General features: G+C 48.8%; 23 protein-coding genes. 9 read left to right on the forward strand and 14 right to left on the reverse strand.

The window, feature by feature from the left end:
- Nucleotides 1–174: 174 nt before the first annotated feature.
- Nucleotides 175–1,077, forward strand: a complete 903-nt coding sequence (locus tag PCO85_00625; GenBank protein ID WJV54033.1) for a hypothetical protein — start codon at nt 175–177, stop codon at nt 1,075–1,077.
- A gap of 248 nt (nt 1,078–1,325) precedes the next feature.
- Here the strand turns inward: PCO85_00625 and PCO85_00630 are convergent, their stop codons facing one another.
- The 4 genes from PCO85_00630 to PCO85_00645 form a co-directional block, all read right to left on the reverse strand.
- The gene (locus tag PCO85_00630) at nt 1,326–2,021 is read right to left on the reverse strand and encodes a YitT family protein (GenBank protein ID WJV54034.1); all 696 of its coding nucleotides are present in this window, start codon (nt 2,019–2,021) and stop codon (nt 1,326–1,328) included.
- A gap of 275 nt (nt 2,022–2,296) precedes the next feature.
- The gene (locus tag PCO85_00635; GenBank protein WJV54035.1) at nt 2,297–3,559 is read right to left on the reverse strand and encodes a PTS ascorbate transporter subunit IIC; all 1,263 of its coding nucleotides are present in this window, start codon (nt 3,557–3,559) and stop codon (nt 2,297–2,299) included.
- 114 nt (nt 3,560–3,673) lie between these two features.
- Nucleotides 3,674–3,940, reverse strand: coding sequence for a PTS sugar transporter subunit IIB (locus PCO85_00640; GenBank protein WJV54036.1), 267 nt, complete (start codon nt 3,938–3,940; stop codon nt 3,674–3,676).
- 17 nt (nt 3,941–3,957) lie between these two features.
- Nucleotides 3,958–4,404 carry a PTS sugar transporter subunit IIA gene (locus tag PCO85_00645; protein WJV54037.1) on the reverse strand — a complete coding sequence of 149 codons (447 nt, stop codon included), beginning with the start codon at nt 4,402–4,404 and terminating at the stop codon, nt 3,958–3,960.
- A 276-nt stretch (nt 4,405–4,680) separates the two neighbouring features.
- Here PCO85_00645 and PCO85_00650 point away from each other — a divergent pair, with 276 nt between their 5' ends.
- On the forward strand, nt 4,681–5,706 hold the full coding sequence (locus tag PCO85_00650) for a LacI family DNA-binding transcriptional regulator (GenBank protein ID WJV54038.1): 1,026 nt from the start codon (nt 4,681–4,683) through the stop codon (nt 5,704–5,706).
- Nucleotides 5,707–5,757: 51 nt separating this feature from the next.
- On the opposite strand, the gene PCO85_00655 is transcribed toward PCO85_00650, so the two are convergent.
- Entirely contained in the window at nt 5,758–6,888 is a 1,131-nt protein-coding gene (locus PCO85_00655; protein ID WJV54039.1) for an aminotransferase class V-fold PLP-dependent enzyme, read from the reverse strand.
- 337 nt (nt 6,889–7,225) lie between these two features.
- Here PCO85_00655 and glk point away from each other — a divergent pair, with 337 nt between their 5' ends.
- The gene (gene glk, locus PCO85_00660) at nt 7,226–8,194 is read left to right on the forward strand and encodes a glucokinase (protein ID WJV54040.1); all 969 of its coding nucleotides are present in this window, start codon (nt 7,226–7,228) and stop codon (nt 8,192–8,194) included.
- Between the two features lie 84 nt (nt 8,195–8,278).
- Here the strand turns inward: glk and PCO85_00665 are convergent, their stop codons facing one another.
- Together PCO85_00665 and PCO85_00670 are read right to left on the reverse strand one after the other, a co-directional pair.
- Nucleotides 8,279–9,775 (reverse strand): PLP-dependent aminotransferase family protein, encoded by a 1,497-nt coding sequence (locus PCO85_00665; protein ID WJV54041.1) that lies wholly within the window; start codon nt 9,773–9,775, stop codon nt 8,279–8,281.
- A gap of 188 nt (nt 9,776–9,963) precedes the next feature.
- Nucleotides 9,964–10,728 (reverse strand): SDR family NAD(P)-dependent oxidoreductase, encoded by a 765-nt coding sequence (locus PCO85_00670; GenBank protein WJV54042.1) that lies wholly within the window; start codon nt 10,726–10,728, stop codon nt 9,964–9,966.
- 331 nt (nt 10,729–11,059) lie between these two features.
- Between PCO85_00670 and PCO85_00675 the strand changes: the two genes are divergently transcribed.
- The 6 genes from PCO85_00675 to PCO85_00700 all read left to right on the forward strand — a co-directional run bounded on the left by PCO85_00675 (nt 11,060) and on the right by PCO85_00700 (nt 17,380).
- Complete coding sequence (locus PCO85_00675) at nt 11,060–12,382, forward strand: aspartate aminotransferase family protein (protein ID WJV54043.1); 1,323 nt, start codon at nt 11,060–11,062, stop codon at nt 12,380–12,382.
- Nucleotides 12,383–12,698: 316 nt separating this feature from the next.
- Nucleotides 12,699–13,538, forward strand: coding sequence for an ABC transporter ATP-binding protein (locus PCO85_00680; protein ID WJV54044.1), 840 nt, complete (start codon nt 12,699–12,701; stop codon nt 13,536–13,538).
- Nucleotides 13,528–14,424, forward strand: a complete 897-nt coding sequence (locus tag PCO85_00685) for an ABC transporter permease (GenBank protein ID WJV54045.1) — start codon at nt 13,528–13,530, stop codon at nt 14,422–14,424. The genes PCO85_00680 and PCO85_00685 overlap by 11 nt, the downstream gene beginning before the upstream one ends.
- Nucleotides 14,424–15,512: an ABC transporter permease gene (locus PCO85_00690; protein WJV54046.1), complete on the forward strand. Its 1,089-nt coding sequence runs from the start codon at nt 14,424–14,426 to the stop codon at nt 15,510–15,512. Before PCO85_00685 ends, PCO85_00690 begins: the two co-directional genes overlap by 1 nt.
- An 88-nt stretch (nt 15,513–15,600) precedes the next feature.
- Entirely contained in the window at nt 15,601–16,611 is a 1,011-nt protein-coding gene (locus PCO85_00695; GenBank protein WJV54047.1) for an ABC transporter substrate-binding protein, read from the forward strand.
- A 79-nt stretch (nt 16,612–16,690) separates the two neighbouring features.
- Nucleotides 16,691–17,380, forward strand: coding sequence for a TetR/AcrR family transcriptional regulator (locus PCO85_00700; GenBank protein ID WJV54048.1), 690 nt, complete (start codon nt 16,691–16,693; stop codon nt 17,378–17,380).
- Between the two features lie 5 nt (nt 17,381–17,385).
- Here PCO85_00700 and PCO85_00705 read toward each other — a convergent pair whose 3' ends face one another.
- The 7 genes from PCO85_00705 to PCO85_00735 all read right to left on the reverse strand — a co-directional run bounded on the left by PCO85_00705 (nt 17,386) and on the right by PCO85_00735 (nt 23,803).
- Nucleotides 17,386–18,168, reverse strand: a complete 783-nt coding sequence (locus PCO85_00705) for a metal ABC transporter permease (GenBank protein WJV54049.1) — start codon at nt 18,166–18,168, stop codon at nt 17,386–17,388.
- Nucleotides 18,169–18,170: 2 nt separating this feature from the next.
- Nucleotides 18,171–19,022, reverse strand: a complete 852-nt coding sequence (locus PCO85_00710) for a metal ABC transporter permease (protein ID WJV54050.1) — start codon at nt 19,020–19,022, stop codon at nt 18,171–18,173.
- 18 nt (nt 19,023–19,040) lie between these two features.
- Nucleotides 19,041–19,868 carry a metal ABC transporter ATP-binding protein gene (locus PCO85_00715; protein ID WJV54051.1) on the reverse strand — a complete coding sequence of 276 codons (828 nt, stop codon included), beginning with the start codon at nt 19,866–19,868 and terminating at the stop codon, nt 19,041–19,043.
- Nucleotide 19,869: 1 nt separating this feature from the next.
- Nucleotides 19,870–20,790 (reverse strand): zinc ABC transporter substrate-binding protein, encoded by a 921-nt coding sequence (locus PCO85_00720; GenBank protein WJV54052.1) that lies wholly within the window; start codon nt 20,788–20,790, stop codon nt 19,870–19,872.
- 342 nt (nt 20,791–21,132) lie between these two features.
- Nucleotides 21,133–22,020, reverse strand: a complete 888-nt coding sequence (locus PCO85_00725) for an EamA family transporter (protein ID WJV54053.1) — start codon at nt 22,018–22,020, stop codon at nt 21,133–21,135.
- A gap of 26 nt (nt 22,021–22,046) precedes the next feature.
- Nucleotides 22,047–22,670 (reverse strand): hypothetical protein, encoded by a 624-nt coding sequence (locus PCO85_00730; GenBank protein ID WJV54054.1) that lies wholly within the window; start codon nt 22,668–22,670, stop codon nt 22,047–22,049.
- Nucleotides 22,670–23,803, reverse strand: coding sequence for an FAD-dependent oxidoreductase (locus PCO85_00735; protein ID WJV54055.1), 1,134 nt, complete (start codon nt 23,801–23,803; stop codon nt 22,670–22,672). Before PCO85_00735 ends, PCO85_00730 begins: the two co-directional genes overlap by 1 nt.
- Nucleotides 23,804–24,457 lie beyond the last annotated feature (654 nt).

Genomic DNA, 24,457 nt, shown 5'->3' on the forward strand with positions numbered 1-24,457 from the left:
GACAGTTTATGGGAAGTCTATCTATCCAGTTTGACTATCATCCAGTTAGTTTTCATTTTGGGTGCTTCATTGGCATTATTGTCAGTTGTATTTCATTACTCATGCCAACGAAATTATCTATAGAGAATGAAACTATATTAACTAACAAATTATAATTTAAAAAAGGCTAGTAAAATGTCAGTAAAAGAATTAGACCTTGAGTTCAGCGAGTACACTGGCGGCATCGCAATTTGGCCGGCTTATCCAGCTGTATTTTCTACAGTTAAAGTAGAAAATGATCCAAACTTAAAACCGGGTATACATGTTCATGCACGGTATAAGAAAGGTGGAATGAAAATTATTGATGATACTTTCGATAGAGTAAATATAAAATCCTTGGAACAGGGTAATAATCAATCTTTCTCTCTGGATTATTCAATGGCTAAAAACTTTCTAGTCGCAAATTTGCTTGGTAAGAAAATATCATCAGTTAAATGCCAAAATTGTGGGTCGACTATCGAAAATGAACTACCACATATAGTGGGTGAAAATAAAGGTGAATGCCACCATTGTAATTCAACTTACCGGATAAGTAATGAAATATTCTCTACTAGGTTAAAAGATGTTTTTACTTCTATTACAGCATTAACCGAATATCCTCCGCTTAAATTAAAAACACATGTATTGAACCTTGATTTGGATAAGTATTGTGGAGGTGTTTCTTTAATGACTTGCTGTAGAGCAATTGTTTGGACTGGTGGTTCCATAGAGGAAGATGGGATTCACGTACACGGTTACGACAATACTCGTATCAGATTTGATTCAACAGTCGGTAGGATCGTTATTGGTGAAATGGAAATCCTTCCAGAATATATGAAAATGCTAAGTATACAGAACTATCTCAAGCTTCGGATAGAGACTACATATTGTAATGTTTGTGGTACTCCTCACTTTGACAAATATGAAGATGCACTTGAACCTACATCGGTTAAGCATTGTGAAGTTTGTAAAACAAAATCTAATACTAAGTATGTTATCTCAAACCCTATTATTGATGTGTTATCAAAATTAAATATATTGAAAGATAAAATGATTTAAATACACTATTCTTGATTTCTTAACTGTTTTTTAAATTAACTAGCGTTCATATGGGTGATTTTTATACTCATTTACTATGAAAATTTAATATTTAAATATTTGCATTCAAGAGGAAAACATCGATTTTTAACATAATTATAAACGCTATTTTTTTGCATGGTTTGCCCTTTTCGGCAAAGATCTGACATCGATAAGCTTTATGCCTTTCTGAAGGAGCAAGTGCCAGCAATAACATGGCCTGATATCGTTTATTTACGCTGACTGCGATTTTCTGACGGGTTATTGCCTGTTTGTTCCGATGCTTCGCTACTTCCCTGATAGCGTCCCGGTTTGTGCCAATTCATCAACATGGCATTCATTGCCAGCGCGCTGATGGCTGACCAGAACAGCAGCATCGCGGGCATTTTTGCCAGTGACACCAGAAATACCAGCACATCCAGCAGCATCTGGGTTTTACCGGCATTGATATTGAAGCGTTTATATAACCAGAGTGTGATCGCGCCTGTGCCGCCGACAGAGGCATTATGCCTGGCGAGAGACAGTATCCCCATCCCGATGAATGTTCCGCCGACCAGCGCGGAAAACAGTGGATGGATATAGTTGATGATGATCAGATGAGGAATGGCCTGGGTTAGGATACTGAGTGCGATATTGACGAACAGGGTTTTCAGCGTAAAGCCCTTACCCATGGAAAAATAACAGAAAATCATGAACGGAATATTGGCAATAATAAAAATAATACCAATGGGCAGGGGTATAAAATAGGAAATCAACAACGCAATACCAGCGATACCACCGGTAATCATGCCGGAAAGTTTCAGCATATTCAGGCCGACGGCAATAAATAGCACACCCAGCGCCAAACCGTAGATATCATCTTTCAGCGTGTGGGACGTCGCCGATTTTTTTTTAATGTCAGGCACTGTCCGCAGGATTCTTAGCACGGTATAGATAACCTCACTAAATTGAAAGTGACTTAACTCAGCCATAAGAAATGCATATATTTGCATTTTTATCGCTTAATAATTCAATTGCGCTTTTACCTTAGCACCAATCAGAGAGCGAGTTTTTACTAAAGATCGATTTTATTTGTCGCTTTATGAGACGTTTCTAATGCATTGGTGGCTATTTGCAGCGGTTATCACTCATATAAGGATCATGAATGCCTGCTTGCGCAGGCATGATAGGATCAAGGAGATGGTCTGAAGGAGAAAGGTGCTTAATGAAAAAAGGCAATGGTTTTCCCGAGGATAATGCCGACAATACCGAAATCGGCATCACCAAAGGTGGTGGAAGCAAATCCCAGTTCTCCCATCAGGGGTAATAAAATGGCGGGCAGGAAAGAGATCAGTAACCCCTGGGCAAAGGCACCGATAACCGCCCCACGTCGGCCACCGGTAATATTGCCGTAAACTCCTGCGGTGGCGCCACAGAAGAAGTGGGGCACCAGTCCGGGGACAATGACGCTAAGCCCAAATAGCGGGCAGAGAAACATGCTGATTAACCCAGCCAGAAAGCTGGACAGAAAGCCAATAATGACGGCGTTAGGCGCGAAGGGAAATACCGTTGGGCAATCCAGTGCCGGTTTGGCGTCTTTAACCAGTTTATCTGCAATCCCTTTGAATGCCGGAACAATTTCTGAAATCACCATCCGTACACCGGCCAGAATAATATACACACCGGCGGCAAAAGTAATGGACTGGATAATGGCAAAGACAATGTAATTTTGTCCACTGCTTACCTGCGTTTCAGTGAACGCTTTTCCGGCGATGATCACCAGAACGATAAACAAAATCATCATCGTCAATGAAATGGCAACGGAGGAGTCACGCAGAAAGTTCAGTGTCTTCGGGACTTTCAACTCCTCAATGGAAGGGCTGCCTTTTCCTACCACTTTGCCCACCAGCGCGGCGAGAAGATACCCGGTTGAACCAAAGTGCCCTAGTGCCAAATCATCCGAATGGGTGATTTTACGGGTAAACGGTTGCAGGATTGCCGGACTGACCACCATTAAGGTACCCAGAATCAGTGACCCAATGATAATTAGCCCCGCGCCATGTATGCCTCCGGTGGAGAGAATAACGGCCAGCAAGGCTGCCATATACAGCGTGTGGTGACCCGTCAGGAAGATGTATTTCAGCGGGGTAATACGTGCAAGAATGATATTAACGGCCATGCCAAAAACCATGATCATGGCGGTTTCTGTACCGAAATTATCCTGTGCCAGGGCGGCAATGACGTCATTATTTGGCACGACACCCTGCATATTGAAAGAGTGTTCAAATAATTGACTGAAAATATTCAGCGTGGTTGCAATTAACTTCGCGCCGGCGATGAGAATAACAAAACCCATAACGGTTTTGAGGGTGCCGGAAATGACATCGGAGAGTGCTTTCTTTTGAAGTATTAACCCCAGTAATGAAAAAAGGCCAACCAGTATCGCGGGTGTTCCGAGAACATCCATCATAATAAACTGCAGCATACGTTACTCCATTATACCGCATAGATCTTGAGATGCAGGAGGGCGGAAACCAAGTAACGAAGATAACGCACCTGCAACCTGAAAGATGGCGGGTATCTGTTTTAATGAGTGTTGTTATAGATGCTCGGACAGTATTTCTTTAATTCTGTTATTGTCCAATAAGTTTGTCAGGCCAAATACTTTTGCACCGGGTATTTGTATTTGCTCGACAATATCTTTCGCACCCAGAATAATATCGGCGTTCTCTGTTTTTGCTGAGGTTAAATCGGTATGGCTGACAGTGGCTTCTTTGCCTAATTCAATAATTATTTTTTTGACATTCATCTCAACAATAAAGCTACTGCCAAGACCATTACCACAGACAATCAGTATCTTTTTCATATTATTCCTCGTTATTATCAGTCGCAGTTTGCCAATAGGGTGTGAATGCTTTCTGGTGTATTGGCGGTAATTAATGTTTGCAGGCGAGTTTCATCGCTGAATAATTCAGCGAGTTGGGTAATCATGGCGATGTGTTCATTACCTGAAATGGCACATAACATGATCACGACATACACCGGGTCGTTGTCTGGTGCTCCAAAGCTGATTCCCTGATTGATATGTAACAGGGAAAGCCCGTTTCTTAATACGCCTTGCTCTGGCCGGGCGTGAGGCATTGCCAAACCGGGAGCCAGAACGTAATAAGGCCCTTGCTGCTGGTGAGACGTGAAAATTGCATCGATGTATTCGGGGTTAATACATTTGTCTGCCATCAGTGGCGCCGCAACAAGATGTATTGCCTCCTGCCAGTTGTTAACTGATTCCACAACATGGATTTTTTCAGGTGTAAGCCAGCGGGAAAGCATGAGCACCTCATAACCGGTTGATTGTCGGGTCCAATGTAGGGGATAACATAGCCTCTTTTCTGTGATTCATTTCTCAAAGTTAGCGCTAACATTGTAAAATGTTAAAAAATAAGTTAACGCTAATATTACAAATGCAATAATGATGAATAGGCTCAGCACGTTGAACGTGCCAAGAGGCCGCTCACGCCCCTCCGCGATGGTTTTTGTTGGCGTCGTGCAAGCAATCCCTTTAAGCTTCATCATGCTGTTATTCAGGGTGTTTACACAGGAGAACCGATGAGAGAAAAACGGCGGCGAAGTACGGGGAAAAGTACCCTGGCCGATATTGCCCGTCTGGTCGGCGTGAGCGCCATGACGGCATCCCGTGCGTTACGGGTACCGGAAAAAGTGTCGCCCGCGTTACGTGAAAAAATCGAAGCGGCCGTCGCGGAGCTGGGATACGTTCCTAATCTTGCGGCAAGTGGGTTGGCTTCAGCAACCTCTCGGTTGATTATCATGGTGGTTCCCTCGTTTGAGATACCCGGTTGTGCCGCCGTATCGGGAGCGTTGCAGGCGGTGTTAAAGCCGTATGGCTATAACATGATGGTGGTGGAAGCCAACCACTCTTCCGCGGGTGAGAGCCAACTGATTGAGATGCTGCTCTCTTATAATCCGGCGGCAATGGTGCATTTCAATTTTGATAACGCCGAGGATTCTCGTCGTTTACTGGTCAATTCAGGTTTGCCAGTGCTGGAAGTCGGTGGTGCCAACCATGAGACCATCGGAGTCAGTGTCGGGGTGGATTATGCCCAGGCCGTCAAAGCGCTAATCCGAATGTTGACTGATACGGGGTTTCGTCATATAGGGCTGTTATGCACCCAGATCAGTAACACTATCTTCAAACAGATCATGAATGGCTGGCATAGCGGAATGTTGGGAATGGACCAGTCACCGCACCGGGTCGTGACCACACCCCATCCGCCAACGTTCAGCACCGGACATCAGTTGCTGCCAGAGATTCGCATGACCTGGCCGGAGCTTGACGTGTTGATCTGCACTACCGATGAAGTGGCCTGCGGCAGCATGATGGCCTGCCATGCCGGCGGTATCGCCATTCCCAGTCAACTGGCGATTGCCAGCATTGGCGGCGGCAATCTTTCCGCGGTGTGTTCGCCGCCGCTAACGACTATCGCGCTACCTTATGAAGAGATGGGAAAACGGGCAGGGGAACAACTGTTGGCGGTGCTGCAAGGTGATGACGTTGAGCCGTACCATGAATTGCCGGCTCAATTGATCATCAGAGCCAGCACCGGTAAACGTTGATATCACCGACCGGGGGTCATGGTAAATAAAACCCACCCGGACGGTGTTGGATTATTGTTGCACGTGCTCAAACTCTCCGCTCTCAATCAGAAAATCGATCAGTGCGGTGAGCTTTTTCACATCATCGAGCGTGATGTTGTGGAAAAGGGCGATGCGTAACTGATTACGACCCAAGGCACGATAGCCTTCAATACCATGCACCAGCCCCTGAGCATCGAGATAGCGGGTCAGTTTATCCACTGAGATGTGGTCTGCTACATCAATCGCGGCGACGGTGGTGGAGCGGTTAGCCGGCTCTGCGACGTAAGCGGATAAATAATCACGGCTTGCTGCCCACTGATACAAATGTTCCGCTTTTTCTGCGGCCTGACGTTGAACCGCCGTAAAACCGATGGCGTTCATACGCTTCAGCTGTTCGGCAAACAGAAACAGCGTCACTACCGCCGGTGTGTTGTAGGTCTGTTGCTGTTCACTGTTGCTGAGGGCATTACGCCAGTCGGCAAAGACCGGGATATAGCGTTGTGGATCGGCGGCGATCTCGGCGATCCGCGCTTTGGCTTTCGGCGAAAGAATGGCAACAAACAATCCGCCTTCGCTGGCAAACACTTTTTGTGGCGAGAAAAAGAACACGTCGACCTTCGACAGATCACAGGAGATTTGGCCAGCGCCGCTGGTGGCGTCCACGGCCAGCAGGCACTGTTCGTTTACGTGTGGTAGTGCGGTGTTCATCACGCCGGTAGAGGTTTCGTTCAGAGTGCAAGCCACCACATCAGCCCCATCAGTAGCAAACTGGCTATGGGCGTGACCGTAATCCACCCGAAGTGCTTGCGCTTGAATCCACGGAATGCGATGGGAAGCTTTGAACCATTTGTCAGAGAACTCGCCGCAAACGTGGTGAATAATGCGTGATTTGACCAGCCCCAACCCGACCATATCGAACAGCACCGTCGCGCCACCGTTACCCAATACGACACTGTAATCATCAGGCACCGACAGGTAATCCCGCAGACCTTGCTGGATTTCCCGGCATAGCGCCCGAACCGGCTCTTTACGATGGCTGGTGCCTAGCAGGTGCGGGCCTTTTTCTTTCAGCACGGTTAAATCATCAAGCTGAATCAGTGAGGGACCACAGCCGAAACGAGGGTCGGAAGGAATCAGTTCGGCTGGTATCGTTATCTCCACGCATTTCTCCTTTTGAAATCAGATTAATTGTCTTTCTTTCTGGCTGTCATTCACCCAGTCTGTCATGAAGATACGCAGGATAAGGGCAAAGGAACATTGATTTTTTCTCATTCAAGCGGCACGGTGATCGGTGGATCAACAGACTGGATTGGCGCGTATGGTAAAAGATTTTGCCATATCACGAGCGTGTCACTCTTGAGCATTTAACGGGCGATCATGGGGCACTCTGCAAAATCGCTTCCTGATGTTTGACGTCACCAGCCATGTCGATATTCTGGATATCATTGAAAACGTGTCTGAATCGGCAGGGTGGCACTTTAATCGGAGAGGGTAATTTATGTATCAGTATGCGCTGGTGGGTGATGTCGGTGGAACTAATGCGCGTTTTGCCCTGTGTGAATTGGCTAACGGCAAAATTTCTCACAGTAAGCAATATGCGGTTCAGGATCACGATAGCCTGGAGGCGGTTATCCGGCTTTTTCTGGATGAGCATGGCGATCTCATGGTTAAAAGCGGTTGTATCGCTATCGCCTGCCCGGTGGTCGGGGATTGGGTGGAAATGACTAACCACAACTGGGCTTTTTCCATTGCAGAAATGAAGCAACATCTGGATTTTGACTGTCTGGATGTCATCAATGATTTTACTGCCGTCAGCATGGCGATTCCGATGCTGGGCGAGGATGATGTATTGCAAATGGGCGGCGACGCGGCGCTGCCCGGTAAGCCGGTGGCGGTGTACGGTGCCGGGACGGGGTTGGGGGTGGCGCATCTGTTGCCGGTTAATGGGCAATGGATTAGCTTGCCCGGTGAAGGTGGGCATACGGATTTCGCACCCAATAGTGAGGAGGAGGATGCCATTCTGTGTATCCTGCGGCAAGATCTGGGGCATGTCTCGGCTGAGCGGGTGTTGTCCGGACCGGGTCTGGTGAACCTCTATCGCGCTATTGTCAAAATCGATGGCCGCACGCCGGAAGCGCTGACGCCAAAAATCATTGTTGAGCGGGCGTTGGAAAACAGCAGCGTGGATTGTCGTCGCGTGTTGTCACTATTCTGCGTCTTGCTGGGGCGGTTTGGCGGCAATCTGGCCTTAACGCTGGGTGCTTTTGGCGGAGTTTATATCGCCGGAGGTATTGTGCCGCGCTTTATGGACTTCTTTCAGAACTCCGGTTTCCGCGTGGCATTTGAAGATAAAGGGCGCTTTAAAGCGTATCTGGCGGCTATTCCGGTATTTATGATCACGCATCCGCAGCCGGGACTGTTGGGGGCCGGTGCCTATCTGCGACAAGTGATGGGTTATACGCTGTAAAATGGCGATAACCTGCAACGGGCGTTCTTCCGCATCCTGTACGCACGGTTGATAACAAACGTGTGTGCAAGCGTTTCTCTTCTGTCATCGTCCGCGGGATGATGCCGTCTGGTGAAAGGCTTGTGCCAACCGGGCGATACCGGGTTCGATTTGTTTCATATCGATGGCGTGAAAGCCGAGCCGGAAATAGTTCCCCGGCATCGGTGAGCCAAGAAAATGCGCCTGTCCCGGTTCAATCAGTACACCGGCATGTGCGGCGCGCCAGGCCAACTGTTGAGTGTTGATACCTTCCGGGGCTCGAATCCAGAAAGCATTGGCATGTTCACTGCCTTCAATGCGGCGGCATTCCGGTAGACAGTGATTTAGCGCGTTATTCAGGCTGTCCCAACGGCGGGCGGAGTCTTCCTGGTAGCGATGTAGATAGGCTTCGTAATATCCCTGGGCCAGAAAGTGCGCCATCTGATGCTGGATGTTGGTGGGTGGATGGCGATACATCAACCGTCGCAGTGCCCGCAGTTCATCAATCAATTCTGATGGCGCCACCAGATAACCGAGCCGCAGGCCGGGCGACAGCGATTTCGACAGACTACTGACATAAATAACCCGATTATGCACATCGCTGGCCTTGAGTGCGGCGCGCGGATAGGGATCAAAGCTGGTTTCCGAGTCGTAATCATCCTCGATAATGATCTGATCGTAGCGGCTGGCATGTTCCAACAGCGCAGTACGGCGTTCGTTGCTCATGCGGATACCGGTGGGCGCCTGATGGCTGGGCGTCACGTAAAAATAGTCGCAGTTGCGGGACATCTCATGTAAGCAGAGTCCTTCGCTATCCAGCGTATGAGGAATAATCTGTGCGCCCTGTAAGGAAAAGGTGTTTATCGCTTCGCGAAATACCGGATTTTCTACCGCGACGCGGGTGTTACGGTTAAATAACAGTTGCGACAATAGACAGAGCGCGTTCTGCGAACCGAGTGTAATCAGAATTTCGTCACCACGGGCGATAATGCCGCGCTTAGGCAAAATGCGTTTGCGTATCTGTTCGACCAGCAGTGAAACGTCCTGATCGATATTGTCGTACAGCCAATGGTGATCGCGGTGGGTGCCGGTAACCCGGCGAGTCGTGTCACGCCACTGTTCGATAGGAAACAGTTGAGTATTGGGCTGACCGTAGATAAAGGGATACGGATACTCCATCCATCGCGCCGGTTTCATGATGGCCAGGAAGTTGCTGGGGCTGACATTCAGGCGTTTGCCCCATTCTGGTGCCTGCCGGGTGTCGTTGGTCGCCGCCTGACGTGCGTAGGCTTCGGCAGAATTTTCCGGTTGGTGGTAATCCGGATGCAGGTAATAACCGCTGCGGGGGCGGCTGATCAGATAGCCATCGTTGAGCAGGCTTTCATATACCAGCGCCACGGTATTGCGGGAAATCGTCAACTGACAGGACAACTTACGACACGACGGCAGTGCTTCATCGGCGGGGAATACGCCAGTCAGAATCGAGGCAATCAGCGTTTCACGCAACTGTTCTTGCAGACTTCGGTTGGCCACAAAATCAATATGCAGACAATGATCGATCATCTTCCGCTCCTGGTGCTGAATCATCTTCAGGAAAACAAGCAAAAGATGTACCGGAACGCATGCCGTTCTGGGTTTATATCCGCAGAAAGGCACATTATCCCTATGAAACCAGGGATAATGCTCCATGTGGATGTTATCGGGTTAAAAGGTTCTTCGTCTGCACGGGGAATAACACATCAATACGTGAGTTACACCGGATCGCGGTCAATGGCGAATGCTGACCACGCCTGACGTACCGGCATTACTTCAATGCGGTTGATGTTCATATGGTCGGGCAGTGTGGCGACATAAAAAATCTGTTCAGCGATATCGTCCGCCGTCAGTGGCGTGGTGCCGCGGTACAACCGATCCGATGCGGATTGATCGCCTTTGGTGCGTACCAGCGTGAACTCGGTTTCGGCAATGCCGGGGGCCAGGTCGGTAACGCGTACCCCCGTGCCTTGCAGATCGCAGCGCAGGTTATAGCTGAACTGTTTCACAAAGGCTTTGGACGCGCCATACACGTGGCTGCCAGGATAGGGCCATTGTCCGGCAATCGAGCCGATATTAATAATACTGGCCCCTTTGCCGGTTTTAATCAGTGTTGGCAGCAGCGCGTGAGTCACGTTGACCAGCCCGGTGACGTTGGTATCGATCATGGTGTGCCAGTCTTCCAGCGCCACCGCCTGCGCGGATTGTGGCGACAGTGCCAGCCCGGCGTTGTTCACCAGTGTTTTCACCGCTTTGAAGGTTTCTGGCAGCCCAGCTACTAGCATCTGTACTGCGTGGGCATCGCGTACATCCAGTACGGCAATATGGGTCGGCACCTGTGTGGAAAGTTCATCGGCCAGTGCTTTGAGCCGCTCCTCACGCCGTCCGGTCAGGATCAATGACCAACCCTGTGCGGCAAAGTGATGCGCTGCGGCGCGACCAAACCCAGACGTCGCGCCGGTAATAAACACAATATTCTGCATAAAAAGACTTCCTCATCGTGTGCGGTTAACTGGCTGTCGTTATTTTCCGTGTCGTAATTTCATCCCTTGGTGCTGTACAGACATTCCCGGTTGTGAGACGTCATACCGATTTTGTCTCTGTCCGGTTATCGGTAGTGGCTGTTTTCATGGCGAAATTCACTTTACGGACCGGTTTACCGTTCGCACAGGGCCAGTTGGCGGAAATTGTTGTGACACCTATCTGGCCCAATGATCTCCACTAACTGGCTCTATCGCTCCTGCCGTGTTTATTCTTAGTCTGCAAGACAACCACTGCATTTATGGGTGTCGGGATAACGAGGAGGACGAGAAGATGGCGTTGAAACAGGTACGATCCAACGATGAAGTACGTCAACTGGATAGACAGTATGTATTCCACTCCTGGTCAGCGCAGGGCGCGTTGAATCCGCTGGTGATCGCCGGTGGGGAAGGATGCCGAGTGTGGGATTATGAAGGCCGTTCTTATCTGGATTTCAGCAGTCAATTGGTGAATGTGAATATCGGTTTCCAACATCCGAAAGTGGTGGCGGCGATTAAAGCGCAGGCGGATATTCTGACTACTATTTCTCCGGCGACCGCCAATCTGGCACGTGGTGAAGCGGCGCAGCGCATTGTGTCGCACGCGCCGGAAAACTTCAGCAAGGTGTTTTTCACTAACGCCGGGGCTGATGCCAATGAGAATGCTATCCGCATGGCCCGGTTGTTTACCGGTAAAGAAAAAATTCTCTCTGGTTACCGTTCCTATCACGGCAACACCGGCAGCGCGATTGGTGCCACTGGCGACTGGCGTCGTTTGCCAAACGACTACTCCCGCGGCCATGTCCATTTCTTTACCCCTTATTTGTATCGCAGTGAATTTCAGGCCACCACGGAGCAGCAGGAGTGTGCGGCGGCGCTACATTATTTACGGCGAATTATCGAGTGTGAAGGACCAAACACCATTGCCGCCATTCTGCTGGAAACCATTCCGGGGACCGCAGGAATTCTGGTGCCGCCTGCCGGTTATCTGCAAGGGGTGGAGGCGCTGGCACGGGAATTCAACATCATGCTGATTATGGATGAGGTGATGGCGGGTTTTGGCCGCACCGGTCGCTGGTTCACTTTCCAGCATGACGGCGTGGTGCCGGATTTGATTACTTTTGCCAAAGGGGTGAACTCCGGTTATGTCCCGGCGGGTGGGGTGATTATTTCTGAACGCATTGCCCACTTTTTTGATGATCAGTTGTTCCCCGGCGGACTGACCTACTCTGGTCATCCACTGGCAATGGCGGCAATTGTGGCCACTATTGACGCGATGGAAGGGGAACATGTGGTGGAAAATGCCGCACTGGTGGGCGACGGCGTGCTGGCGGAGGGATTGCAGAAGCTGGCTGATAAATACGCCATCATCGGCGATGTACGGGGAAAAGGCGTCTTCCATGCGCTGGAACTGGTTTCTGATCCTGTCAGCAAAACACCACTGTCAGCGGCGTTGATGGCGGAGCTGAAAAAAGGCCTGCTGGATCGTGGTTTGCTCGGCTTCGTGGCGGAAAACCGCTTGCATGTCGTCCCGCCCTGTACTGTCACCATCGCTGAAATTCAACAGGGTCTGGGGATCATTGATGCGGCGTTGGCGGACCTGATGATCGATAAGTAGTCTGCGTTGTTCTGCGGGAGTGATACGGCAGAAGCCCCGTGGTCATCCCCGCGGCAGGCGGGGAACGACAGCTGTTGGACGCTGTCGGATCCATGGAGCCCATTCGTACGGGAATAGCTCTCATCCTCTTGCCCCATGTAAAAGCAAACTTGTCGTTAATTGCACCAATTTAGCCATAAAAAAGAATTATATGGTGGCTAACGTCCGTTATTTTTATGGATTTGGGTGAAAAATGAACGTTGGCACAAAAATGGCATAAGTGATAGCAAGAAACCTAACCATTCGGTCAAAAAATGACATGAAGGGGATAACCGTAATGAGTCAGTTAATGTATGCCGATGCACCCTCTATTGTGACGCTTAAACCTGCAACTGCGGCTGCCAGACCCGCGATCGTGGTGCGCGATGCCAATGTGATTTACCCGTCGACGGACCAACCGGTACATGCGTTAAAAGATATCAACCTGACCGTTCGGCAGGGAGAGTTCGTCTCTTTCATCGGCCCTTCCGGTTGCGGTAAAACCACGCTGCTGCGTACCGTCGCCGATCTGGAACCGATAACCTCTGGCGACCTGTTGGTCAACGATATGACGCCGTCTGAAGCGCGTCAGGCCGGTGCTTATGGGTATGTCTTTCAATCACCGGTGTTGCTGCCGTGGCGCACGATACTGGCCAATGTGATGCTGCCGTTGCAGATTCAGGGACGCCCGCCGGGCCTGTGTGACGCCATTGCTCGTGAACAACTGGCGCGTGTCGGGCTGACTGGTTTTGAGAAGAAATATCCATGGCAACTCTCGGGTGGGATGCAACAGCGGGTCTCTATTGCCCGTGCTCTGGGGTTTGAACCGAAAATCCTGATGATGGATGAGCCATTTGGCGCGCTGGATGAACTGACGCGGGATAACCTCAACCAGCAGTTGCAACAACTGTGGTACACCGAACAGCGCACTATTGTGTTTGTCACCCACTCGATTGCGGAAGCGGTCTACCTCTCCACCAAAATTGTCATCATGACCCCGCGCCCTGGTCGGGTTGTCAAAATTATTGATTCGCCGCTGCCACATGAGCGGGATCTGTCGCTGCGCGATACGCCGGAGTTTATCCGGCTGGCGCAAGAGGTGAGGGCGGCACTGGTCGAGGGGCATCATGAACACTAATACGTCTCTGCGCATGCAAGTATTTCGTTATCACGCGTTGCCCATCGGCGTGGTGGTGGTGGCGGTATTGTTGTGCTGGTATCTGCTGGCGATAGGGTTGAATGCCTCCGGTGCCATTGAACGCACGCTGGCACCGAAAGGTGCCTGGAGTTGGCGTGATCTGGTGATGGCCACGTTTTCCATGCCGCGGCCGGTACTGCCTACACCGGACCAGATTATCAGCGATATCTGGAACAGTACGACCCAGTGGCCGGTCACGTCACCACGCAATTTACTGTTACACACCTGGGTGACCGCCAGCGCGGCACTGACCGGTTTTGTCATGGGCGTACTGCTTGGCCTGGGGCTGGCCATCTGCATTGTGCATTCCCGCACGCTGGATAAAGCGTTGATGCCGTGGATTGTGGCGTCACAAACAGTACCGGTGCTGGCTATCGCTCCGATCGTATTGATTCTTCTCGGCAGTATGGGCATTACCGGGTTATTGCCGAAAGCCACCATTGCCATGTACCTGTGTTTTTTCCCGGTCACCATTGCCACCGTACAGGGATTGCGTGCGCCACAAAAGATGGAAATGGAGCTGGTACACACTTATGCAGCCAGCCGTATCGATACTTTCTGGCTGGTGCGGCTGCCTTCTTCGCTGCCGTACCTGTTTCCGGCGTTCCGGGTGGCGATTGCCAGTGGGCTGGTGGGCACGATGGTGGCGGAACTGCCAACCGGGGCGCAGGCCGGGTTGGGCGCTCGTTTGCTGACCGGTTCTTACTATGGTAACACCGTGCAGATTTGGTCAGCACTGGTGATGGCGTCGTTGCTGGGGCTGGGGCTGACCGCCTTGGTCAGTCTGACCGAGCGACTGGTGATGCGGCGACGTAAGGAGGCGTGATGAAAGCAAAACAGATTTCCGGCACCTTCATGCTGGTCAGCGCATTGTTGATGATTCTGCTGGCGTTTAGCCAATGGGGATCAGCGCCGGGTCCAGCCTCATTGACGTTGTTGGCGATAATGTCGTTGCTGTTGGCGGCCTGCCTGGTGGCGCTGTCTGACTCTGCGAGGCTATGGCGGCTGGTGGTGTTGATGGTGCTGGTACTGAGTAGTGCCGGATTATTGATGTTTGTCGATAGTACCGGGGCGACGTACTGGGTAGTCCTGGCCGCGCAGGTACTGCTGGCGATGGTCAGTGTACAGCGCCTGGCGACAGTTAATCTCCGATTGCCCGCCAGTGTAGTGGCAACCCTGTTCGGTTTGTGGGTGGTCTATTTCTGGCAATTGCTGGTGACGGTGTTTGCTGTGCCGCAGGTACTGTTGCCGACGCCGTTCAATATCATACAAGCGTTGTATGACAGTGCGGCGTTGCTGGCTGGCGATGTGGTGCAGACGGTGCTGAAAGCGGTACTGGTGGGCTATCTGTTGGGCAGTGGACTGGGGATTGTCGTTGGTCTGTTGATCGATAGATTGCCATTCCTGCAACGGGGTTTGCTGCCATTGGCCAATCTCACCAGTACGGTTCCGTTGGTGGGCGTGGCGCCGATTGCGGTGATGTGGTTCGGTTTTGACTGGCCGTCCAAAGCGGCGGTGATTGTGCTGGTGACGTTCTTCCCGGCGTTGGTTAGTACGCTGGCGGGGTTGCAGGCCAGCGGCAAGCTGGAACGGGAGCTAATGTACTGCTATGCCGCCAGTCCGCGCCGAACACTGTTAATGCTGCGCCTGCCCGCAGCCATGCCGTTTATTTTTAGCGCATTAAAGGTTAACGCCACACTGGCACTGATCAGCGCGATTGTGGCGGAATTTTTTGGTTCTCCCACCGCCGGGCTGGGGTTCCGTATTTCTACTGAAGCCGCACGTATGCATATGTCGGTGGTATGGGCGGCGATTGTCGTGGCGTCGGTAGTGGGTTCTCTGGTGTATGCCTTATTGGTTCGTCTGGAAAAGAGAATGAATTTCTGGCATCCCTCGGTACGAGGCGTGTCATAACGACGGTAAGAAGTTTTTGCTATAAAAAACAATATTATCAATGTGTTAAATAATTTGTCGTGTTCACGTTAACCCGAGGAGTCATTAGATGACAGTACACTCTGCTTTTCGCCGACGACTGCTGCTGGCCGCAGTGTCCCTGACTTTCACCGTTCAGGCGTTGGCTGCCGAGAAGGTGACGCTCCAGCTTAAATGGTTGCCGCAGGCCCAGTTCGCCGGGTATTACGTGGCGCAGGCCAAGGGCTATTACAAAGACGAAGGACTGGATGTCACCATTAAACCAGGAGGGACCGATATTTCCCCGGTGCAAGTGATTGCCGGGAAATCGGCGGATGTGATTGTCGATTGGATGCCTGATGCGTTGGCGGCGCGTGAAGCGGGTGTTCCGCTGGTGAATATCGCTCAGATTTTTGACCGTTCCGGCATGATGCTGACGTGCAGGAAATCCAGCGGTGTGACTACGCCAGCCGATCTGAAGGGTAAAACTCTCGGGGTGTGGTTTGGTGGTAACGAATATCCGTTTTTCAACTGGATGAACAAGCTGGGTTACAAGCCCGGTGTCGATATCAAAGTGCTGAAACAGGGCTTTAATGTTGATCCGCTATTGCAGAATCAGGCGGCCTGTATTTCCACCATGAACTATAACGAATACTGGCAGTTGATTGACGCTGGCATGAAGAAAGAGGATTTGGTTACTTTCCCGTATGAAGATGAGGGTGTCTCCACATTGGAAGACGGCCTGTATGTGCTGGGGCCGAATCTGAAAGATAAAGCGTTCGTGGCCAAAATGGCGAAATTCCTCAAAGCGTCCTATAAAGGCTGGAATGAGGCGGTGAATCACCCGGAAGAAGCAGCGAAGATTGTGGTGTCGGAAGATGCTTCCGGTTCCGCTACCGTAGCGGTGCAGCAACGCCAGATGGAAAACGTCGCTAAATTGATCACCAATGCCAACACACCTAAAATCGGTTATCTTGATCCGGCGGCTTATCGCCGCACGGTGGATGTACTGTTGAACAGCGGCGGCGGTAGCCCGGTTATCAAGAAAGACCCAGGCGACAGTGCCATGAGTCATGTGGTGTGGGACGCGGCAGCAAAATAATTTATTACATGAGCACGATTCCTCATTAACCACAGCGCCAGGGAAGGCGAAAGTCATCAACAAACGGCAGGTAAACGTCATGTGGAAAAGCAAAGTACCAGAGGAACGCGATGTGATACCCGTTTCATCCCGGTTGTTACCGGAAAGTGTCGAAGAAGTCGAAAAAGGCCGTATTCGTCAGGATAATGAGGCGATCATCCGGTTGGCGGCCGAGCGTATTTTTGCCCGTTTCGGTTTCAAAGGGGCCACGATGGCGCTGATTGCCGAAGCCGCCGGATTGCCCAAAGCCAACCTACATTACTACTTCGGTAATAAACAGACGCTTTATCTCACGGTGCTGGATACTATTCTGCATGACTGGTTGTCTCCATTGGACGACTTGCATCCACAAGCCGATCCGAAAACCGCGATTGAGCGTTATGTACGGCAGAAAATACGCTTCAGCTTTGAGCGCCCGGAAGCGTCCAAATTGTTTGCCAATGAAATCCTGCAAGGTGCACCGATGGTGCATCATTTACTGCAAACCGAGCTGCGGCGACTGGTGGTGGAAAAATCCGCCGTGTTAGATCGTTGGATCGCTGATGGGCGGTTGCAACCGTTGGACGCACCACATTTCTTTTTTTCAGTCTGGTCGATGACCCAGACCTACGCCGATTTTGACATTCAGATTGCCGCTGTACTGGGCGATGCCGCCCGTTCGGCTGATGCTCAGGAACGAGCCACCCGCCATGTGCTGACCAGTGTGTTTCGGATCTGCGGGCTGGCGTAACGGGATTAACCCCATCGTCGCCATATCCGTGACAATCCATAAAAAAGCGCCCCAAAACCTCCGACGAAGAAGCCAACCGGCCAGTTGGTTTCGTAAGACAGCGCGATGGCTAACCACACCGTCACTAACGAAATAGATACAGACAGAATGACCGCTGGAACCGGACGATGGGTCAGGGATCGCGCTACTGCCGACGGTGCAATCATTAAGCTAAAAACCAGTAGCGCGCCAACCACCGGCAGTGACATCGCTGTCGCCAGCGCCAGAATAGCCAAAAACCAAATTTCCATTTTTCGCGCTGATACACCTTTAACCTCGGCCAACTCCGGCGAGATTGAGCTTAACACTAGTGGTGAGAACAATTTTATGGTCATTCCGATCACCAGCAGACTTAACAGTGCAATGGGGGTGATTTCAGCCGTGCTTACGCCAAGCACTTCACCAAAAAGTAGTGAGTAAACCTGTTGGGAGTATTGGCTGCTCATACTTAAAAATAACGTTCCCAGACTCAATAGCATCACCAGGGACAGTGCGGTGGCTACCTCATGACGACCCTTTTTCGACAACTGGCTGATGCCGACCACGCCAAGCCCGGCGAAAGTTACCAGGCCGAAAAACGAATTGATTCCCAACAGGCCGGCTAACGCGGCACCGGGAAACGTGCCGAGAGGTAAGGCATGGGCGGCAAAAGAGGCGCCGCGAAGCACCACAAAAAAGCCGACAAACCCGGCCACAATGGCGACCAACGTGACCACAATCCAGGTATTGATCATAAAACTGGAGAACATGTCTAATTCCCCTTAGTGATTTTAAGGTGTGTACAAGCCAGATAGGTGATGAATATCAACGCCACAATAAAAAAACTCACCGGCCAGCCGTGTCCTGGCGTCCAGTAGTAACTATCGTAAGCCAACAGAATTCCGCCCCAGGTTGCGGCCAGTCCGATAATAATCGCCATCAAAATGGCGGTTGCCGGGCGTCTTGCCAGCCGTAGTGCCGTAGCCGCAGGACCTATCAGTAACGCGGTTGATAACACGGCACCGACGGTCATTGAGGAAAGCGCCACCGACAGCGCGAGAACGATCAGGTACAGCAGCCCGATAACCCGGGTTTTTATACCGTGAATTTCAGCCAGTTCAACGTCGAGAGAACTCAGCAACAACGGGCGATAGAGAATGGCTGTAACAACCAACGCACCAAGACCCACCAGTAATGCCAGCGGAATAATCGAAGGGGGAATAGCAAACATAGAACCAAACATCACGCTGATTGCCGCACCAGTCGTGCTATGAGTGGTGACATCGAAATATAAAAACAGTGCCGAAAGGCCGAGACCGGCGCCCAGCACAATACCGGTGACTAAATCCCGTTCGCGAGCGCGCCGCATATCGACCAGCTCCATCCCCATCGAGGCCAGAAGCGCCATAGCCAGCAGGCCGGCCAACGGATTAATGCCCAGAAGAAAGGAGAGGGCGCCGCCAGCACTGCTGACATCTGCCAGTGCGTGACCAGCAAAAGACTGGCCACGTATCACGGTAAACACACCGACAACGCCAGAGACGACCGCCGCGCCTCCACCAATAATCAGTGCAGTTTGCACCGGTTGGCTGGAAAAAAAGCCCGGTTCAAAAATGGTGGTCATTAAAGAATTCATGAGGATTTAAACATTCGAATGGCAGTCGGCCGAGTGTTGATCCGTCTGTGTTGGGGCCGCGCCGTTAGCGGCAATCACCAGTACCCGGTCAAGAACGCGGACCACTTCAATATGATGACCATACAAGTCACTGAGCACATCGGTACGCACCACATCGTCAGTTTTGCCGCTGGCCGCACGACCATTAGCTAAATAGACGATGCTATCCATGGCGGAAAGTAACGGGTTCATATCATGAGCGGAAAGCAGTATCGTGACCTGATGAGAGACGCAAAGATGGCGCAAAAGCGCCACAATCTCCGACACACTGCGCATGTCCAGATTAGCCAAAGGTTCATCAAGCAATAAAAGCCGGGGACAGCGAATCAAGGCGTGGGCAATCAACACTCGCTGCTGCTGACCACCAGAAAGATTTCCGATGCGTTGGTCAGCAAAGCTCTCGGCACCCACCTCTTTCAACATATCATCGACTTTTTGCCGGACCTTTCTGGATGGAAAGCCAAAACCGAGTTGATGTCCATTGAGGCCCAGAGTCACTAAATCCCTGGCTCGCAGCGGTATTTCGGCATCGAATAAGATCTTCTGTGGTACGTAACCGACAGCGGTTATCCCTTGCCTGCCCGTCAGATTATCGATATGTACGCTACCTTCATCGGCTTGTTGAAAGCCGAGAATAGTACGTAGCAGCGTCGTTTTACCTGAGCCATTAGAACCAATAAGGCCGCAGAATTCTCCGGCCTTAAGGTTAAAGGTTACCTGTTGCAGCACGTTTTTGGCGGAGAAAGAAACACTGATGTTATTGACAGCCAGAACGCTGTCGTCTGCGTGCATCATCTTATTTACTTGCCAGCAGGGTTTCGGTAGAGACGTGGTCTGCCACTGCGCGGCGCAACGCTTTGGTTTCCGCCATCATCCACGACTGATAGGTATAACCTGGTGTTGGCATGGTTTCATATACACCGACCACCGGAACGTGATTTTTCTTGGCCAGACTCAGAAAGGATGCAGTTAGCGGATCGGTAACCTGTTGGTTATAAACAAAGGCCTTAAGTTTATGACTGCTGAATAGATTATTTTGCGCGGTGACATCCTGAGGTGCCGGATCGGTACCGTTCATGATGGCCGCTTCAAGGTTAAATGGTGTCGCGATATGCGCTCCCGCGGCCTGTAACATATAGTCGCCGACCGGCTCGGTTACTGCGACGTCACTGCCTTTATATTTGGCTTGGAAATCAGCAATCTCGGCGAACCAGGGTTTCAGAGACGCATCGAATTTTTTAACGTTGGCCTCAAAGTAGGCTTTCTGTTCAGGCATTGATGCGCTGAGGTCGGCAGCGATTTGTTGCGCGACGGCAGGCATGGTAATCGGCTTGTACCACAAGTGTGGATTCGGTGTGTTATCCGGCAAGCCGAGCAAGTGTTGCACGTCAATCACATGACGCGTTTTGTTCGGTGCCGCGGAGAGAAACTTATCCGTCCAGGAATCATAACCGAGCCCATTTTTTACCACCAGATTGGCATTGGCTATCTCGGCGGCAATTTTCGGACTGGCTTCAAACGTATGCGGATCGGTGTTCGGATCGGTTTCAATCGCCGTGACGTGAACAAATTTGCCGCCAATTTGTGAAATTACATCGGCGTATTCATTTTCTACCCCGACTGCATTCAATACCGGCGTTGATGCCGCCATCGCTTCACCGGTGTGAACGGAAGCTAAAACGATGACGGTTAATGCTGCGCTAAACTTGCCTTTCATCTAAAACCCCTAATGATCAATACATTAAAAACAACAGTGAATCAAATGTTATAACATAACAATATTGATAACCTGGCCGCGCGACAAGGTAATAGTGGTAACCAGTTGTTTAAGAATTAGCGTTTGAGAAATAAATTGGAAAAATCGTTAGAAAACGAAGATCTGGGGCCATCGTTGTTCCGTTGGTATAAGTTGGGTAATAGGTAGTCTTTTCGGTTAACGGCACCCCATCTATTTATCATTAGATGGGGCTATGGAGATTGATCATTAAGAAAAATTTTGTCATTTAAAATTACTTATTAAAAAAGCGATCCTATAACTTCGAATCACTAACCTTAAAGTTTAGAATTTAAATATCAATAGAACAGCAGAAAAAACGATAAGCAAGATTATTGTAAGTTTTTTTAAAAAATACTTCTCCCCAATAAATAAAGCTGAAAGAATAAAACCAACAACTAAACTCATTCTTCGAAAAATTGATAAGTATGTCACATTCGCACTGGCATCTGAGATTGCAAAAAAATAGACTAGTTCAGCTATCACCCATGATAACCCAACAAGAGGTATATACAGGCTCCATTTACAATGATATTTCTCCTGCCTAAATTTGATACTTAATACAAGCAATGCTGTTGCAATTATAAAACGATGAAGTGCGCTATATGCCTGAACTGTGTAAACTGACATACCCATTTGTTGAACGATAAATTTATCATAAACTGTAGTGAACGAAGAAAGAATAGTTGCGAGGAGCATCATTGTCATTGGGAGGCTTCTGAGAGTGTTTATGCCTTCTTTTTTCCCTATCTGAGAAAGAAAGTAATAACAAATAACAGATAGGACTACCGCGGTGAGCTGTATGGGTGTCAGGAACTCTCCAAAAATCAATGATCCTCCCGCGAGTGTCCAGAGAGGGCCGGAAGCTCTGACAGAACCTGAAAAGGACATGGGAAGTTCCCTCACAGAAAAGTAAGCGAAAACCCATGATAATGTCATCATGGTGCTTTTTACAAAAATGATTAACTGTTCATGAAAATGAATGCCATCAATATTTATTCTAGGCATACCAGCATAAGTGAATGGGATGAATGCCGGCACCCAGAAAAGAGCACCAAAAAATGATGAAAAAAATACAACCGGAAAAATGCCATTATCGGCCATCGCTTTTTTTGTCCAAAAATCATAAAAGCCGAGAATAAACCCGGCTGCGATACCATAATAAATCCACATATATAAAAGAGTCTCTAAAACCGTATCTATTGAGCTGGTTTCATAAGCAGGTGATAGTTGGATTGTGGCTCTGTTAAAGATTCAGTAAATGTTCCCGTACCATTAATAACCATTCCCGTTCCGACAGTTACATTTTTCGCAAGACCGTGTCCTTTCAACAAACCCCCCCTTTCGTTTGGCCCATATTCCCTCCAGCTTTTTCCTTCTTCAAGCCGGCAACCATCTGCTGTAATTGAACCCAGTATCTGACTTCCGCTTCCTAGAAACGTCGCCCCAAAAACCGCTACTCCACCAAGATAACGTCCCCGATTTCCTATTTTAATTATGGCATCATCTCGGTTAGCTTTAATTGTCACTCCTCCTTCACCAAATTGATTCTCTGACCCTATAGACACTGGACCTAATGATGACTCAATGAGTGTGTTGCTGTGGAAGGTATTATTATCAACTATCTCCATTACATATTCACTTGACCCTATGATTGTTACCCCAGGATAAAAAATGTTACCTGTACCTATTTTAGCATGTACTGAAATAAGTGTGGATAATGGGTCGAATATAATATTTCCTCTCTCACAAAGTTGAGCTATCTGAGCTAACGTCAGAAAACCATGATTTATCCGGAGTTGGTCAAAAATTTCAGGAAACATTAGGTTATTTTCTCCAGGCTATTTGATTTGTCACAAGGACGCATAGATACAACCCTATTGTCTATTGCATTATGTAAATAAGAGACAAGAAGATCTGTCAGATACGGAGCCTCGGTCATTTTACCTGGTAATATCAGGATATGACCCGGTACAGGCTCAGAAATTGCCACATTAAGCGATCGGTTAGTATTTTCAGGTCTTTGCAGGTCAACCTTAACGCAGGCAATATTAATAGCATCAGGGTCATTCCAGTCTGGGAATAATTTTTTTATTCCCTTTCGAATATTTTCAGATCTGTCTGGAATTACATTGTAATCTGCACTTTCTGAAAGAAGAGCGTCTTCATTGAATCCTATTATGCTGTTGTTGCCGTGATGCATTAAGGCTGTTTCATGCGCGTCCAAATAAAAAACACCAAAGTCTGATAACCTGCGGGTTATTATTAAATGACTTTTCCAGTAGCGAATGGGGAGGTGGATGCCATGATGTTTTTCGAATAGTCCTTTTGCTCCTATTCCAGAAGAGTAGACAATTCTTTCTGCACTAACATGTTGCAATTCGCCATCTGTATCTCGTAGTAGGATTTCCTGCCCGTTAATACTTTCAACATCATAGCCTAAGTAAAAATCGCAGCCAGATTTCAACGAGAGATGTATTAATTTCCTATACAGTAAGCGAGTGTTTAAACTGACATCATCTACTTCAAATATTGCTGCAGTCTCTTTAAAATTTGCATCAGGGATGCGGTTTTGTGCTTGCGCGCGCGTCAGGTTGCTATATGAAACACCAGCTTCATTCCAACGTGACAAAACCTCATTAATACGCGACTCATCTTTAATCAGCGCCAGTGGTCGCTTATCTGCGTCTCCTATTGCTTCTGGTGCAAAACGGCGAATATATTCATGGCCATATATGCAGCGTTTAGCCACTTGTATCGCTTCCTCTCTTTTCAGAATTGATGTTGCATGATATGTACCGCGGTGTAGCCATCCCTCATTGCGGGTTGAAGGGCCGCTAGCAAACACTTTTTTGTTTTCCACCAACGCAACCGACAGGCCTATTTCACATAATTTATATGCTGACATGAGCCCAGCAATTCCTCCTCCGATGAGGATAACATCATACTTTTTCATTTTATTCTCATTTTTCTTTAGAGGTTAAATAATTAATTAATTTTATGTGGTTTGGCTATACATTATTATGTTACAAATTAATTCCCCAACATCTGTCTACGATAAAACGACATGGTGTTTATTTAACTTATTGATTTAAATAACAAATAGTAAATTGATTTTTAATTTATTATTCATGTTTATGCAATTTATTTGTAATGTTAATATTATTTTATTTTTTATATCTTACTGTTGCTATTTTTTAAGTATTAAACTCTAAGTTTATTTTTTTAATTAAGATAAAATAAAATGGAACATTTATTTTTTAATATACCCTAAATAATTTGGATTAGGGGTGTAGGAAGACAGATTTTGAGTCATCACCGGTAGAAGTTTCTGCACAATAGACATTCGATGATCATTATTCTTAGAATTCGCACAATACAAAATTTACTTTTGCCATTTAAGGAAAGATTTTTTTGTTAGTCTCCTTTTTATCCGAAAGTTTCATAAGGTAGCTCTGTTTATCTCCATGAATTACCTTCCATTGAACATATTTGCATCAATGGTGGTGCGAAATGCACCAAAAAGATACGAATTTGCAGCCATCATGAAAAATTATGATCAGCTAATCCCTTGTTTTTCGTGTGATCTGTGCCATTGGCAACAATGGCA

Source organism: Prodigiosinella aquatilis, from assembly GCA_030388725.1.
Lineage (GTDB): Bacteria > Pseudomonadota > Gammaproteobacteria > Enterobacterales > Enterobacteriaceae > Prodigiosinella > Prodigiosinella aquatilis.